Consider the following 14,204-nt stretch of genomic DNA (forward strand, 5'->3'; position numbering starts at 1 on the left):
CAGTTAACTGTGAGTATATCCAGTAAACTGCAGCTTGAAAAGCACTAATTATGCCCACGAGAAGCGGATCTCATTCTCGTGAACGCCGCCGATGACGCGCAGCAGAGCGGTCAATCTCGACCTTTGTTTGCAAGTTCGAGGCACTTTTCTGCTATCCTTGGCGCGCATTTTGAATTTGAGGCACGGACAATCATGGCACTCTGGCAAAAGATTTATTACAAGCTATTGAATTTGCCGCTTTCTGCCTGGGTAAAAACCCAATGCATTCCCTCTGAACCGGTCGAACAGCTTAATCTGTCACTCGCACGGCCCATCGTGTATGTGTTGCCGTTTCGGTCTCATTCGGATTTATTAACCTTACGGCGTACCTGTCTGCGTCAAGGGCTTCCCGATCCGTTAACGCCCTTGACCATTGGCGATGTCACCTTGCCGCGCTACGTGTTTATTAGTCACGGACGCAAGGTGTTTTCCGGTGATGRCGATCTGCCTGCGCGCTCGCTCGCGCATTTTAAAGACTTACTCCACTTACACCGGCAAGACAGCGAGTTAGATATTCAACTTGTGCCTGCCTCGGTGCTTTGGCAGCGCGATCCGGGCAATGAGACCCAGCGCCACCAAGCCATTCTGCGCGCGATGAATGGCCCCGAGAAGCTGTGGACCATTCTTACTCGTGGCCGTGATGGCATGGTGCGACTTAGCCAAGCGGTGTCGCTGCGCTACATGGCCGACAAGCACGGCACCGACCAAGCCATCGCCCATAAATTGGCGCGGGTGGCGATGATCCACTTCTCGCGGCAAAAACTCGCGGCTTCAGGCCCTCGTTTGCCTAATCGCGCTCTGCTATTCAAACGCCTGCTGGCATCAAAGGCCATCGACAAAGTCGTCCACGACGAAGCGCAAAGCCGTGATGTATCGGTTGAAAAAGTTCGTAAAGAAGCGGTCGATATGATGGAAGAGATCGCCGCTAACTTTTCCTATCGCTTGATCCGTTACAGTGACCGCATTCTTACCTGGCTTTGGAACAAGCTCTATCAAGGCATCAACGTCAATAATGCCGAACGAGTACGTCAGTTAGCACAAGACGGTCATGAAATCGTTTATGTGCCCTGCCACCGCTCACACATGGACTACTTATTGCTGTCGTATGTGCTGTACAAAGAAGGGTTGGTGCCACCGCATATTGCCGCTGGCGTGAACCTCAACTTCTTCCCCGCTGGGCCGCTTTTCCGTCGTGGTGGTGCCTTCTTTATTCGCCGCAGCTTTAAGGGCAACCGCCTGTATTCCACCGTTTTCCGCGAGTACTTGGCCGAGTTATTTGCCCGAGGTTACTCGGTCGAGTACTTTGCCGAAGGTGGCCGCTCTCGCACAGGCCGCTTACTGCCAGCAAAAACAGGCATGCTCGCCATGACCTTACAAGCCATGCTGCGCGGTCAACAACGTCCCATTACCTTGGTGCCTGTCTATATCGGCTACGAGCACGTCATGGAGGTCAACACCTACGCCAAAGAGCTCCAAGGCCAACGCAAAGAGAAAGAAAGCTTTGGCCAGGTGCTTGGTATTGTGCGCAAACTGCGTAATTATGGCCTCGGTTACGTTAACTTTGGCGAGCCCATTGCCCTCAATCAGCACCTTAATGAACAAGTCCCTGATTGGCACGACTACGTCAATCCCATCGAGCCACAAAAGCCGGCGTGGATGAACCCAGTCGTCAGCGATTTGGCCACCAAGGTGATGACCCACATTAACGATGCGGCGGCCACAAATGCCCTCAACTTATGTGCCACTGCATTGCTCGCCTCGCGCCAGCGCGCCTTAAGCCGTGAAGCACTGGAAACACAACTGGGTGTGTATAAGGCTTTGTTAACGCAAGCGCCTTACTCGCCAAGCAGCAGTGTGCCTCAAGCGTCACCGGCGGATTTGGTCGATCACGCGTTATCACTCAACAAATTGGTGGTCGAAAAAGACACCATGGGCGAGGTGATTTCTCTGGATCGCCAACAAGCCATCTTAATGACTTACTACCGCAACAATGTGATTCATCTGGTGGCGCTGCCGTCTCTGATCGCGCAAATATTGGTGACCCACAAATCGATTAGTCAATCGGGCTTGCGCGCCTGCGTACAGCAGCTGTATCCCTTGCTCAAAGCAGAACTTTTTATGAGCTTTGATAACGCGGGACTCGAAAGCTATTTCGATGCCTTGCTACATGCGATGCACGATCAGTCGCTGCTATGTTGTGACGATGGCAAAGTGACAATGAATAATGCCAAGCTCGGTGAGCTGCAATTACTTGGCCGTACCATTGCCGAAACGCTGCAGCGCTACGCGATTACGCTCACCTTATTCAGCCACCAGCCACACATTGATAAGCGCGATTTGGAAAAACACAGCCAAATGCTGGCACAGCGTCTGAGCCGCTTACACGGTATTAATGCACCTGAGTTTTTTGACAAAGGCGTATTTAGCACCTTCGTCGATACGCTCCGTGAGCAAGGCTATTTGGACGATGATGCCAAAGCCAATGCCGAGCGTATCGCCGCACTCAACGATCTGGTGTGTGGGTTAATTTCACCGGAAGTGCAATTGACCATTCAAGCGGTGCTTAATCAGCCACTGGGTACGCACAAGACGGACAAAAGCTAAGCGAAACCGTCCGTTCACCAATCAACCCTGATCAAAAAAGGCGCTTTACCAAGAAGCGCCTTTCTTATCTTTCTTTTCAAATTGGGCTAACCGTACACACCCAGCAATACACCAATAAAAATCACTAAGCCGACATAGTTATTGTTCAAAAAGGCTTTAAAGCACGCCATTCGCTCGCGCTCTCTGGCAAGGTATTGCTGATAAACAAACAAGGCAAAAGCGGCCAATAAGCTCCACTGATAGGCTGGCGACAGCGCTAACCACTGCCCAGCGAGCATCAGCAGCCCCAAGGTGAATAATTGCAAGCCACCCACTGCCGCTTTGTCCCAGCGGCCAAATAAAATGGCGGTCGATTTGATGCCAATTTTAACGTCATCGTCTCTGTCGACCATGGCATACAAGGTGTCGTAAGCGATGGTCCAACAAATGTTAGCCAGAAACAACAGCCAAACTACGGGGGGCAGCGCATTTTGCGCCGCCGCAAACGCCATCGGGATCGCCCAACTAAACGCCAGCCCTAACACTAACTGGGGCAGATGGGTGTAGCGCTTCATAAAAGGGTAAATAAACGCCAGCGCAACGCCGACAAAAGAAAGTTGAATGGTCAAACGGTTTTGGGTGAGCACCAACAAAAAAGCGCCCAATACCAACGCAATAAAAAAGCCAATGGCCTCTTTTTCGTTGATCCGTCCGGCCGGTAACGGCCTGTCTTTAGTACGCTTAACATGGCCATCGACGTGGCGATCTGCATAGTCATTAATCACGCAACCTGCCGCACGCATCATATACACACCGAGCACAAAGACCACTAAAGTTGATAATGGCGGTAGCCCCTCCGCGGCTAAAAACAAAGCCCATAGAGTGGGCCATAACAGCAGCAAGGTGCCAATGGGCCGGTCTAAACGTGCTAACTGTCCAAAGGCCGCCAGTTTTACGCTCATGCCGGGATCTCCTTTCCATACACAGGTGAGTCTGGCAAAAACAGCTCCGCCACTAACATTGGCCGATTGTGAAGCCAAAGGCGAGAGCGACGCGCATGTAACTGATGCGACAGACACGCCACATTGGCGGTTTCAATCGCATCGCGGCGAGAGGCGCGCTGTTTAAATACATGTTGACCCAATGGCTCGGTGCCCAAGGCATGCAAGTGTCCTCCTTGCCCTTCTAAGGTGGAAGCGGGCATCAGGGTGCGCGCGCACAGCCAAGGACGCCCATCCCCTTTTAATACCACTTCGCGCACCACACAAGCCTCTTGGCCAATCAGCGCGATTTCGCCGTCGGTCAGTTTATCGGGGGTTAATTGATAAACAGCAATCACATCCACATCAAAATCATGACAGTGGCGCTTTAGCCTCGCTGTCATCGAGTGCGATTCGAGTAACCAACTGCCCTCTGCGGTGCGCTTTAGCGCCGCAATATCTGGTCGCTCCCAGCGTGCCATTTGCAGCGCTTCTAAATAGGTATGATTTAATTCCGACATTGTTTCCTGTGCCACATCGCGCAAAATTCGCCTGTCCTTACCGCTAAGGGGTGGACAATGTTGCTATACTCGGCTGGTAATTGTATCAGGCTGGTTGCGTTTGGAGAATGCGCTCGGCCTACCCTTATCACACCATGAACGGAATAACTGGGTCACTATGAGTAAAAAGCAACCCCTATTAATGGTCGTACTGAGCGTGTTGTTCTGGCTTAGTGCCGCCGTCCACGCACAAGAAGAGGGTGAGCGTAACCCTGAATACAGTTACTTTTCTTTGGAGCCTGAGATCACCACCAACTATGTGACCGAAGGTCGCCGGCTCGGCTTTATCAAGATAAAAGTGGAGTTGATGGTCGATAACCCCAAACTCGTCAGTGAGCTGGAGTATCACTCTCCCCTGATCCGCGATGTGATTATTGAAACCTTGAACCAGCAAAACGCTACCCAGATAAAATCCTTGTCTGGCCGGGAAACGATTAGGAAAAAGTGTTTAGAGAAGGTCAACGAGCTCCTACTCGCCGAAACCAATCGCCGTATGCTCACCGACCTATTATTCACTAAATACTTATACCAATGATGACTCGACGGTGACGTCAGCGACCCATCCAGGGTGGCTGATCACCTCAAGATGGCTCCCCTGCGCGCTTAGCATATCGCGGATCTGTGCCGGTGGCGTCGCGTCAGTAAAGACCATATCAAGCTGGGTGATATTCCCCAGGTTCACCATGGCATTACGGCCGAACTTGGTATGGTCTGCCGCTAACATCACACAACGACTATTATCAAGAATGGCTTTTTTGACCCGCACTTCATGGTAGTCAAAGTCGAGCAGTGAGCCATCATCGTCAATGCCACTGATACCAAGAATGCCAAAGTCGAGCCGAAACTGAGAGACAAAGTCGAGTGTGGCTTCACCAACAATCCCGCCATCACGGTTACGTACTTCGCCGCCCGCAATAATCACCGTAAAATCCTGCTTTGGCATCAGGATCGCGGCGGCATTCAAGTTGTTGGTCACTACCCGTAAGTTTTGGTGATCTAACAACGCCCGTGCCACGGCTTCAGGTGTGGTGCCAATATCGATAAACAAGGTGGCACCATCGGGAATGTGTTGAACAAGCGCTTGGGCGATGGTGTCTTTTTCGTGCTGCTGAAGCACTTTACGGGTGGCATACGCGGTATTTTCAGAGCTGGACGGCACCGTTGCGCCCCCATGATGGCGACGAATATGGTTCTCTGCCGCCAATTCATTAAGATCGCGTCGAATGGTTTGCGGGCTGACATTGAAGCGCTCAACCAAGTCTTCCGTGCTCACGTATCCTTGTGACTTAACCAGATCAATGATTTGCTGATGACGTTTGTTTTGCTTCACTGCTTCTCCCCTTACAAAAAAGCCCCCGCGAACACGAGGGCTTCCTAGTTTACGCCTAGCCACTAGGCGATGCCAAGACAGATCATTTAGGCAGCGTGCACAGCTGTGTCACGGCGCACACGATGCTCCCCAACCCAGGCTAAGCACAAGAAGAAGATGGCCAACCCACACCCGCCGGTGAGCAGCATAAAGCCACCGTCCCAGCCGAAGTGGTCGACGGTATAGCCAAGCGCGATATTCGCGACAACCGCGCCACCCAGATAGCCGAATAAACCGGTCAGGCCTGCCGCAGTGCCCGCCGCTTTTTTCGGTGCCAGCTCCAAGGCATACAGACCAATCAGCATCACCGGCCCGTAAATCAAGAAACCAATCGCCACCAGTGCGACCATATCGATGCCCGGATTGCCAGCTGGGTTAAACCAGTATACCAACACTGCCACGGTCACCAGCACCATAAACAACACACCGGCTGGCGCCCGTGCCCCTTTGAAGAATTTATCAGACATCCAGCCACATAATAAGGTGCCCGGGATCCCCGCCCATTCATAGAGGAAGTAGGCCCATGAGGATTTATCCACGGTAAAGCCTTTGGCTTCATCAAGATAAACCGGTGCCCAATCGAGTACGCCATAACGAATCAAATAGACAAAGGCGTTAGCAATCGCGATGTACCATAGTAGACGGTTCTTCATCACGTAGGTGACGAAAATGTCTTTGGCGGTCATCTCTTTCTCGAACGCGTCCTCGTCATAGTTTTCTGGGTAATCGTCTTTATACTCCTCTATCGGTGGCAAGCCACACGATTGTGGCGTGTCACGTAGAGTTAACCAGATAAACACAGCAACCAGTGCGGCAAAAAATGCGGGCACATAAAAAGACGCACGCCAGTCATCATTAAACAGCCACAAGCCGAGCAAGAATAGCGGCCCAATCAAGCCACCCCCGACGTTGTGCGCCACGTTCCAAACCGACACCAGCTCACCACGCTCTTTCCGTGACCACCAGTGCACCATGGTGCGCCCACAGGCAGGCCAGCCCATGCCTTGTACCCAGCCATTAATAAACAGCAAGACAAACATGATGGCAATGCTGCTGGTTGTCCAAGGAAGGAAACCAAAACTGAACATCACCAACGATGACATTAACAGCCCAGCACTGAGGAAATAACGTGGGTTTGAGCGGTCAGAGACACTGCCCATTAAGAATTTTGATAAGCCGTAAGCGATGGACACAGCGGCGAGCGCCACCCCCAAATCACCACGACTAAAGCCATACTCATCAATCAAATACGGCATGGCCAAGCTAAAGTTTTTACGCACGAGATAATAACCGGCGTAGCCGATAAAAATCCCAATAAACAATTGCCAACGCAGTCGAGTGTAGGTGTCACCGATCTGCGCTTGGGGCAATCTTTGCCGGTGAGCAGCCGGACGGAAGATTCCAAACATGAGAGGGTCCTCAGTAAGATGTACGCGATGGATTTATAAAAGGATAAAAATCAAAGAAGTGAGCAATAAATTTTCGTATTCGCTCAACGGGTAGAATAATTACTCAAACTGAAAACAAAAACCGTGAAAGCGAACATAAAAACATAGATCTGACGCAATAAAATTGCGCTTGCGAACAAAAAAAGAGCAGATATCTGCTCTTTTTCTATCAACGGCGGATAAACCCACCACGTGTAGACCCCTTTCAGCCCGTTGAATGGCGTTTTGCATCCCAAAGCGCCAGCAAACAGCCGATGATCAAACCAAATAAATGCGCCATATTGGCAATGTTCATGCCCATCGGCTGGAAAAAGCCAATCACCAGCCATGCCAGCATAAAGACAACATACGGCTTTTCTACCGTGAGACCACGCGATGGCGCCAGCCAAGTCATCCACCATAAATAGCCTAACAGCGCGTAAACCACGCCCGAGAGACCACCAAAGTAAGGCCCTTCCAACCAATACTGGCCGAGTCCCGAGAAAAGCGCGGCGAATAAAAAGATTTGAACCAGCTTACTGCTGCTGCCGAGGCGCTCGATGCGACCACCAAGCACCCACCACCAGAGTAAGTTGAAAATAATATGCAACGCGGAAAAATGCAGCAGTGCATGGCTGAATAGACGCCACAGCTGCCAGCGCTGTTCACTGTCTGCCGGAAACAGCAAGCTGCGCACCACGACCTCAAACCCACCGAGCGTCATAAGTGCAAACAACACCACGCTGGCACTCATAACCATTAGCGTGACCGGGCCAGATTTATCTTTAACGGTTTGCCACAATCCGGCTGACGGATAGTGAAAACGGGCATGACGGGTTTCGGCGACTTGCCAAGATGCCGCTTGATAACGACTGTGCATGGGATCAGCGATAAATCGTTCCAGCTCGCTATCCACCCACGCCTTATCATTATCGTTGACTAACCAAATCGCCACTTGTGCGTCTGGCTCGGGGGCAAGCTCAAGACTAACCCGATGCGCCGCCGCATAATCGACAAACGCCTGTGCCAAGCGTGCATTTGGCAGTACCGCGAGTTTTTGCATGACGTGTCCTATTGATGATCACTATTTAAGATCGATACCCGACGCGGTCGGCAGCGCTTGGCGCTGCCAAGCCTCAAAGCCACCATCGACACTGTATACCGCATCAAAGCCTTGATTGATCAAATACTGTGCCGCGCCTTGGCTGCTGATCCCGTGATAACACATCACCAGCACCGGCTGATCAAAGTCGACCTGATCCATAAACGAGACCAAGGTATCGTTAGTCAGGTGGTACGCATCTTGAGGGTGAGCAACCTGAAATGTTTGCGGATCGCGAATATCCACTAATACTGCATTTTGCTGATCATCACGCAGCATTTCCCACGCATCGGTCACAGAGATGTGTGCAAACTGATCCATACCTTTTACCTCTTCACTCACAAAGTTATTCCCAACTGACGTCACACGGCGATAACGTGCTCCTCACGGTGAACCTGCATTGTACCTGAGTTTGCGCGCACGCGTCTGCGTCACCAAACCATCAACGTGCGTTTTTTGATCGACTGTGGAAAAAGGTGTGGATTGCGTTGATAAGCGATGATCCTTGATTCGGATCCACTAGATGTAGTAAGGATCCAGGATAAGCTGTGAATAACTTTTTAATATCACGGTTTTCATCTATTCGATAGACATAAAAAAACCGGCCTAGTGGCCGGTTCATCTTCGATTGACTGCGCGCTTACAGCGCATCACCCATTGCTTGCTTCAGTTTTTTCATCGCGTTCTTCTCAAGTTGACGAATACGCTCCGCCGACACTTGATAATGATCCGCGAGATCTTGCAATGTGGCCTTATCATCGTCTAACCAACGCGAGCGAACAATATGTTGGCTGCGCTCGTCCAGTGCCGAGAGTGCGCTGGCCAAGCGGCGATTCGCGTGCGATTCCCAGTTCTCCGCCTCTAGCGATGCGGCAATATCGGAGGTTTTGTCCTCCAGATAATAGACAGGGGCCATTGGACCGTTTTCGCGCTCATCGTCGGCATTCGCCGGCGCTTCAAAGGTCGCATCTTGTGCGGCCAACCGCGCTTCCATTTCGCGCACCTCAGACGCTTCCACGCCGAGTTGCTCTGCGACCATATTCACTTCGTCGTTATTAAACCAACCCAAGCGCTTTTTGTTTTTACGCAAGTTAAAGAAAAGCTTACGCTGCGCTTTGGTGGTTGCCACTTTAACGATACGCCAGTTACGCAATACGTACTCGTGAATTTCAGCTTTGATCCAATGGACAGCAAAGGACACGAGGCGCACGCCAACCTCGGGGTTGAAACGCTTCACCGCCTTCATCAAGCCAATGTTGCCTTCTTGTACCAAGTCTGCCATCGGGAGACCGTATCCGGTGTATCCACGGGCGATATGAACAACAAAACGCAAGTGAGATAAGATCAGCGACTTCGCCGCCTCCAGATCACCATGATAATGGAGACGCTCGGCCAGCGAATGCTCCTCTTCAGCGCTGAGCATAGGGTGGCTGTTTACCGCTTGCAGATAACCGTCGATGTTATCTTGAACAATCGGTGCCAATGCGTTCATCTCTTTTGTCATTCAAACCTCGTTTCCGAATCGTCGAAGACCGAATTGCTGATTAAGCATGCAAAAATATACCCAAGCAGGGGCAAACTGCAAGCCTTTATCTGTGTGTTGTGGGTCTATGACCATATTCACCCTACACAGGTTCAATTTCTTTTAAATGTCGGCGCGTCGCCAGCAGCGCCGCCAATACCCCAAGTAAGATGGAGCCCATTAACAATAGCAAAGATTCATCCCAGTTGAGTCCGCTAAGGGTAAAGGGACTGTCATAAAGCTGTGCAAATTGCCGCACCGCCCCATCCATTAACCAGGTGTTTAATCCGGTGAGTAACCACGCGACGATCGCCGCCAGTCCGCCCAACCATGCGCCCATATAAAGATAAGGCCGTAAGATAAAACGATCGGTCGCTCCGACCATTTTCATCACTTGGATCCGTGCACGATGATGGAGTACCTGCAACCGCAAGGTATTCCCCACAAGTAGCACGACGGCTGCCAACATCAACCCAGAAAAAAGCCAGGCAAGCGTAGTGGCCAGCGTTTTGATCGCGTCCAACCGTGCTAGCCAATCCGTATCTAACCGCACTTCGTCGACTTCAGCCAGTGCCGAAAGCTTGTCGGACAAGGCTTCAACACGGGCGGTCAAAGAGATGGCGTCTTCTCCGTCTGCACGGGTCACGTCAGGTACCACCACCAAAACAGCTGGCAAAGGATTATTATCTAACAAGCTCACCGCTTGATTAAAGCCTCGCTGCTGTTTGAGCGACGCCATCCCTTGGTCGGGCGAGATGTATTCAATGCTATCAATGGCGGCCCAATCCCCCAGCTGCTTCGCCAGTGCTTCACCTTGCTGCGACGATTGCTCGGGGGTTAAGAACACATTGAGCTCAGCAGGGCTATGCCACTGCGCGCTCACTGCCACCACATTCTTGGCCAATAAGTAGAAGGTCGCGGGTAAAGAAAGTGCAACCGCTAACACCATCAAGGTGAGTAGATTCCCCATCGGGCGTTGAAACAGATCCCGCCACGCCGTCGAGGCATGACGCTTTTGCGTCTGCATAAAAGATTCAGCCATGACTGACCTCCGCCAAACTGCCTTGCTGAAGGTCAAAGCGCCTAAGATGACGATATTGCTCCAGCAAGCTGGTGTCATGGGTTGCCATGAGAATGGTCACGCCCACTTGGTTGAACAGGCGAAAAAGCTCCATGATTTGCGCTGATAACGCGGCATCAAGATTCCCCGTTGGCTCGTCCGCCAACAGCACTTGCGGGCGATTGACCACCGCCCGGGCAATCCCAACGCGCTGCTGTTCGCCCCCTGATAGCTGAATCGGGAAACAACGCGCTTTATCCAACAGCCCCACTTTATCCAACGCCGCTGACACACGTTTTTTGATTTCACCTTCTGGCTGCTGCTCAATACGCAACGGCAACGCCACATTCTCGTAAACCGTCGCGTCCATCAGCAGGTTATGATCCTGAAAAATGATCCCTAAATGGCGACGCAAAAAGGGGATATCTTGGCGCGGAATGCGGGAAATATCATGGCCATTGAAGTAAATCTGCCCATCGCTGGGGCGTTCAATGGCGCAGATCAGTTTCAGCAGCGTGCTCTTTCCGGCACCAGAATGGCCGGTTAACAGCGCCATATCCCCTTTGGGAAGCTCAAAGCTGACTTTTTGCAGCGCCTGACGACCGCCCCGATAGGCTTTACTTACCTGCTGAAACTGAATCACGGTTATTCCTCCCGGCTAAAGAGCGCCTCGATAAAGTCGTTGGCGTTAAAGGTGCGTAAATCTTCAATGCCTTCACCGACACCAATATAGCGAATCGGAATATTAAATTGTTCTGCCACGGCAAAAATCACTCCGCCTTTGGCAGTACCGTCTAATTTTGTCAGCGTAATACCCGTTATCGGTGCAATCTCATTAAACAACTTGGCTTGGCTGATGGCGTTTTGCCCGGTGCCAGCATCCAGTGTCAGCATCACCTCGTGTGGGGCCCCCACATCCAGCTTTTGCATCACACGCACAATCTTACGCAGCTCTTCCATCAAATTGGCTTTGTTCTGCAAGCGTCCGGCGGTATCCGCAATCACCACATCGACGTTGCGCGCTTTGGCCGCTTCAATCGCGTCATACAGCACGGAGGCACTGTCGGCGCCCGTGTGTTGCGCGACCACAGGCACCTGGTTGCGCTCACCCCAGGCTTGCAGCTGTTCCACCGCCGCCGCACGGAAGGTGTCACCGGCAGCTAGCATCACCGACTTGCCTTGGTCTTGGAATTGGCGCGCCAATTTACCAATGGTGGTGGTTTTCCCCACGCCATTGACCCCGACCATTAAGATCACATACGGCTTTTGATCGGTCAGCACCAGGGGTTGCTCGACCTTTTCCAGCATGTTCGCCATTTCTTGTTTGAGGATGCCATATAAAGCTTCGCCATCTTTTAAATCGCGGCGACTAGCTTTATCGGTCAGGTTATCGATGATTTTGGTGGTCGCTTCCATCCCCACATCAGAGATAAGCAGCTGCTCTTCAAGCTCCTCAAACAAGTCATCATCGATTTTCTTACCGCTAAACAGGCCAAAGAACCCCGACCCTAAGTTGGTTTTGGTTTTTTGTAAGCCACGTTTTAAGCGGGTAAAGAAGCCCTCGCGTTGCGGTTTTTCTCGCTCGCGAACCGCAGCCGGTTGTGCTTCTGGCTCTGGCTCTGGCTCTGGCTCTGGCTCTGGCTCTGGCTCTGGCTCTGGCTCTGGCTCTGGCTCTGGCTCTGGCTCTGGCTCTGGCTCTGGCTCTGCCTCTGGCAAGGGTTTCTTGCGATTGTTGCGGGCTCGCCTCATCAATCGGTGTTTCTACCGATGTGGTTGACTCTGCCGTCTCTTCCGCCCCGTCTGACGCAGTCGTTGGCGACGCTTGTTCTGGTTCAGGCTGTGTCTGGTCTTTTTTCCGACCCAAACCCAACCATGACATAAATCCACGTTTCTTTTTTTCTGCCATTGGCAAATCCTAAAGCATGCTTGATACAATCAGCGACTCAATACCGAATCGACATAGTCTATCACCTTCTTTACGGTCAAAAAATCTATGGTTAAACGCGCCAACCGCAAATCTTCATCGGCTCACGCCTCTCGGGGAGCTGGGTCTGTTCGTATTATTGCTGGCCGCTGGCGTGGCCGTAAGCTTGTGGTGCAAGATGCGCAAGGGTTGCGCCCGACGACCGACCGGGTAAAAGAAACCGTGTTTAATTGGCTGGCACCCTATTTACCGGGGGCACGCTGTCTGGATGTGTTTGCTGGCAGTGGCGGATTGGGCTTTGAGTCCCTCTCTCGCGGCGCCGCTTGGACGCAGTTTTGCGAAAAAAACCCCGCGGCAGCCATGCAACTGCGAGATAACCTCGCGCAGCTTGGCGCAGAGAATGCGCAAGTAGACAGCACCGATGCCCTAGCGCTTCTCGCGACCCCGCCGCAAAACGGCCCATTCGATGTGGTCTTCGTCGATCCCCCGTTTCATCAAGGATTGCTTAACGACACCTTGGCTGCGCTAGAAAACAACGGATGGCTCGCACCTGGGGCATGTATTTACGTTGAAGCGGAAAGTGAGCTGGATGACTATCACGTCCCAGGAAGCTGGCACTGCCACCGTGAAAAGCGTGCTGGACAAGTCAACTTCCGTCTCTATTTCAACGACAAGGCATAAGAGAAACGCAATGAAAGGATTAATTTTACTCGCCAAAGCCGCCATCGCCTTTGTGTGGCTCGTATTGATTGCCAATATTGTCCATCCGTTTCCGGGTGTGGCCGCCATGGCACTTTATATTATGACGGTTTTTTTGCTGGTCATGCACGGGCTACAAATGCTGATTTTTTTGGGGGCGTTTGGCGATAAAATTGCCATGAGCCGCTGGGAAAAGTGGTCAATCCTAATTTTTGGGATTTTTGCGCTGCTCGATATTCGCCGCAAGCATATGATGTAGCCCTCACTCACGACTATGCTGGCATTGCCAGCATAGTTCAAAACTGCCGGCGTTCTCTTCCCCACAGTGCTCGCATACCCAGTGCGTCTCGCTTTGCGCTTCATACGCTTGCAGTAGCTGCCTTGCTTGAGCGACGTTTTCTGGGGCAACCCATAAGGTCACACCTTGCACATCGGCGGGTAACTCGCCCACTGCTGCACTTAACGCTTCGCCTTTCAATACACAATCAATGTGGTGGCTGGCTAACAGGCCTTTTAGGCTATGGGCCTCCAGTGTATTCATCGCTTGATAGACTTTTTCCATCCTCACCCTCCTTGAGCGATCACCACCGAGGCACTGATCAGTGCTTGCGCGAAAAAGTAACTCGACATCACCATCGCTTGTGCAGGGCGAAATTCACCTTTAAATCGGACAAACGCCAGCACCGTATCTGACACCATAAAACAGATAGCGCCAGCCAGTGCGAGCGCCGCCGCGGGCGAGTGGGTATTCAGCCAATATTCACCCGCCGCCCAGACCATCTGGGTGATCACGGCAATATACACGGCCACAGGCAGCGCGAGCTGGCCTAAGTTTGGGAGCAGTAAAAGAAAGACGATAATGCCCAGTCCCGATAGCATAGCGGGCAACCACCACACCATATGGCCATCAAACTGTGCCCAAAACGCGAAGATATAGAC

The 14,204-nt window shown here is 51.9% G+C and carries 16 protein-coding genes; 4 read left to right on the forward strand and 12 right to left on the reverse strand.

Annotated features, from left to right (window positions below; translation table 11 throughout):
- Positions 1-192 precede the first annotated feature (192 nt).
- Positions 193-2,643 carry a glycerol-3-phosphate 1-O-acyltransferase PlsB gene (plsB, locus tag BZG14_RS12375; protein WP_077608864.1) on the forward strand — a complete coding sequence of 817 codons (2,451 nt, stop codon included), beginning with the start codon at positions 193-195 and terminating at the stop codon, positions 2,641-2,643.
- Between the two features lie 86 nt (positions 2,644-2,729).
- Here plsB and ubiA read toward each other — a convergent pair whose 3' ends face one another.
- Together ubiA and BZG14_RS12385 are read right to left on the reverse strand one after the other, a co-directional pair.
- Positions 2,730-3,584 carry a 4-hydroxybenzoate octaprenyltransferase gene (ubiA, locus tag BZG14_RS12380; protein ID WP_077608865.1) on the reverse strand — a complete coding sequence of 285 codons (855 nt, stop codon included), beginning with the start codon at positions 3,582-3,584 and terminating at the stop codon, positions 2,730-2,732.
- Positions 3,581-4,123: a chorismate lyase gene (locus BZG14_RS12385; protein WP_069361982.1), complete on the reverse strand. Its 543-nt coding sequence runs from the start codon at positions 4,121-4,123 to the stop codon at positions 3,581-3,583. Before BZG14_RS12385 ends, ubiA begins: the two co-directional genes overlap by 4 nt.
- 157 nt (positions 4,124-4,280) lie before the next feature.
- Between BZG14_RS12385 and BZG14_RS12390 the strand changes: the two genes are divergently transcribed.
- Positions 4,281-4,697: a flagellar basal body-associated protein FliL gene (locus BZG14_RS12390; protein ID WP_077608866.1), complete on the forward strand. Its 417-nt coding sequence runs from the start codon at positions 4,281-4,283 to the stop codon at positions 4,695-4,697.
- Here the strand turns inward: BZG14_RS12390 and BZG14_RS12395 are convergent.
- The 8 genes from BZG14_RS12395 to ftsY all read right to left on the reverse strand — a co-directional run bounded on the left by BZG14_RS12395 (position 4,686) and on the right by ftsY (position 12,391).
- Positions 4,686-5,492, reverse strand: a complete 807-nt coding sequence (locus tag BZG14_RS12395; RefSeq protein ID WP_077608867.1) for a DeoR/GlpR family transcriptional regulator — start codon at positions 5,490-5,492, stop codon at positions 4,686-4,688. The two genes, BZG14_RS12390 and BZG14_RS12395, sit on opposite strands and share 12 nt — an antisense overlap.
- 86 nt (positions 5,493-5,578) lie before the next feature.
- Positions 5,579-6,940 (reverse strand): glycerol-3-phosphate transporter, encoded by a 1,362-nt coding sequence (gene glpT, locus BZG14_RS12400; RefSeq protein ID WP_077485957.1) that lies wholly within the window; start codon positions 6,938-6,940, stop codon positions 5,579-5,581.
- Positions 6,941-7,184: 244 nt separating this feature from the next.
- Positions 7,185-8,021: a rhomboid family intramembrane serine protease GlpG gene (gene glpG, locus BZG14_RS12405; protein WP_077608868.1), complete on the reverse strand. Its 837-nt coding sequence runs from the start codon at positions 8,019-8,021 to the stop codon at positions 7,185-7,187.
- A 21-nt stretch (positions 8,022-8,042) separates the two neighbouring features.
- Positions 8,043-8,381, reverse strand: a complete 339-nt coding sequence (gene glpE / locus BZG14_RS12410; RefSeq protein WP_069361999.1) for a thiosulfate sulfurtransferase GlpE — start codon at positions 8,379-8,381, stop codon at positions 8,043-8,045.
- Positions 8,382-8,700: 319 nt separating this feature from the next.
- Entirely contained in the window at positions 8,701-9,564 is an 864-nt protein-coding gene (rpoH, locus tag BZG14_RS12415; RefSeq protein WP_069361987.1) for an RNA polymerase sigma factor RpoH, read from the reverse strand.
- Between the two features lie 121 nt (positions 9,565-9,685).
- On the reverse strand, positions 9,686-10,624 hold the full coding sequence (gene ftsX, locus BZG14_RS12420; protein ID WP_077608869.1) for a permease-like cell division protein FtsX: 939 nt from the start codon (positions 10,622-10,624) through the stop codon (positions 9,686-9,688).
- Entirely contained in the window at positions 10,617-11,285 is a 669-nt protein-coding gene (gene ftsE, locus BZG14_RS12425; RefSeq protein WP_046074629.1) for a cell division ATP-binding protein FtsE, read from the reverse strand. The genes ftsX and ftsE overlap by 8 nt, the downstream gene beginning before the upstream one ends.
- Before the next feature lie 2 nt (positions 11,286-11,287).
- A complete protein-coding gene (gene ftsY / locus BZG14_RS12430) occupies positions 11,288-12,391 on the reverse strand; it encodes a signal recognition particle-docking protein FtsY (protein ID WP_443509011.1) in 1,104 nt (367 codons plus the stop codon).
- A gap of 244 nt (positions 12,392-12,635) precedes the next feature.
- Here ftsY and rsmD point away from each other — a divergent pair, with 244 nt between their 5' ends.
- On the forward strand, positions 12,636-13,247 hold the full coding sequence (rsmD, locus tag BZG14_RS12435) for a 16S rRNA (guanine(966)-N(2))-methyltransferase RsmD (RefSeq protein ID WP_077608870.1): 612 nt from the start codon (positions 12,636-12,638) through the stop codon (positions 13,245-13,247).
- A 10-nt stretch (positions 13,248-13,257) separates the two neighbouring features.
- Positions 13,258-13,524, forward strand: a complete 267-nt coding sequence (locus BZG14_RS12440; RefSeq protein WP_077608871.1) for a DUF1145 domain-containing protein — start codon at positions 13,258-13,260, stop codon at positions 13,522-13,524.
- 3 nt (positions 13,525-13,527) lie between these two features.
- Here the strand turns inward: BZG14_RS12440 and BZG14_RS12445 are convergent, their stop codons facing one another.
- Both BZG14_RS12445 and BZG14_RS12450 read right to left on the reverse strand, forming a co-directional pair.
- A complete protein-coding gene (locus BZG14_RS12445) occupies positions 13,528-13,827 on the reverse strand; it encodes a putative signal transducing protein (RefSeq protein WP_069361779.1) in 300 nt (99 codons plus the stop codon).
- Positions 13,828-13,829: 2 nt separating this feature from the next.
- Positions 13,830-14,204 (reverse strand): lysoplasmalogenase (locus BZG14_RS12450; protein WP_131825187.1); only part of this gene is annotated, 375 nt, incomplete at its 5' end.

It is taken from the genome of Salinivibrio sp. IB282 (assembly GCF_001995685.1).
Lineage (GTDB): Bacteria > Pseudomonadota > Gammaproteobacteria > Enterobacterales > Vibrionaceae > Salinivibrio > Salinivibrio kushneri.

Coding starts and splice junctions, on each gene's coding strand:
- glpG (WP_077608868.1), bottom strand. CDS start 8,021: ATGCAAAAACTCGCGGTACTGCCAAATGCACGCTTGGCACAGGCGTTT.
- BZG14_RS12385 (WP_069361982.1), bottom strand. CDS start 4,123: ATGTCGGAATTAAATCATACCTATTTAGAAGCGCTGCAAATGGCACGC.
- glpT (WP_077485957.1), bottom strand. CDS start 6,940: ATGTTTGGAATCTTCCGTCCGGCTGCTCACCGGCAAAGATTGCCCCAA.
- BZG14_RS12445 (WP_069361779.1), bottom strand. CDS start 13,827: ATGGAAAAAGTCTATCAAGCGATGAATACACTGGAGGCCCATAGCCTA.
- glpE (WP_069361999.1), bottom strand. CDS start 8,381: ATGGATCAGTTTGCACACATCTCTGTGACCGATGCGTGGGAAATGCTG.
- ftsX (WP_077608869.1), bottom strand. CDS start 10,624: ATGGCTGAATCTTTTATGCAGACGCAAAAGCGTCATGCCTCGACGGCG.
- ftsY (WP_443509011.1), bottom strand. CDS start 12,391: ATGAGGCGAGCCCGCAACAATCGCAAGAAACCCTTGCCAGAGGCAGAG.
- BZG14_RS12440 (WP_077608871.1), top strand. CDS start 13,258: ATGAAAGGATTAATTTTACTCGCCAAAGCCGCCATCGCCTTTGTGTGG.
- ubiA (WP_077608865.1), bottom strand. CDS start 3,584: ATGAGCGTAAAACTGGCGGCCTTTGGACAGTTAGCACGTTTAGACCGG.
- rsmD (WP_077608870.1), top strand. CDS start 12,636: ATGGTTAAACGCGCCAACCGCAAATCTTCATCGGCTCACGCCTCTCGG.
- BZG14_RS12390 (WP_077608866.1), top strand. CDS start 4,281: ATGAGTAAAAAGCAACCCCTATTAATGGTCGTACTGAGCGTGTTGTTC.
- rpoH (WP_069361987.1), bottom strand. CDS start 9,564: ATGACAAAAGAGATGAACGCATTGGCACCGATTGTTCAAGATAACATC.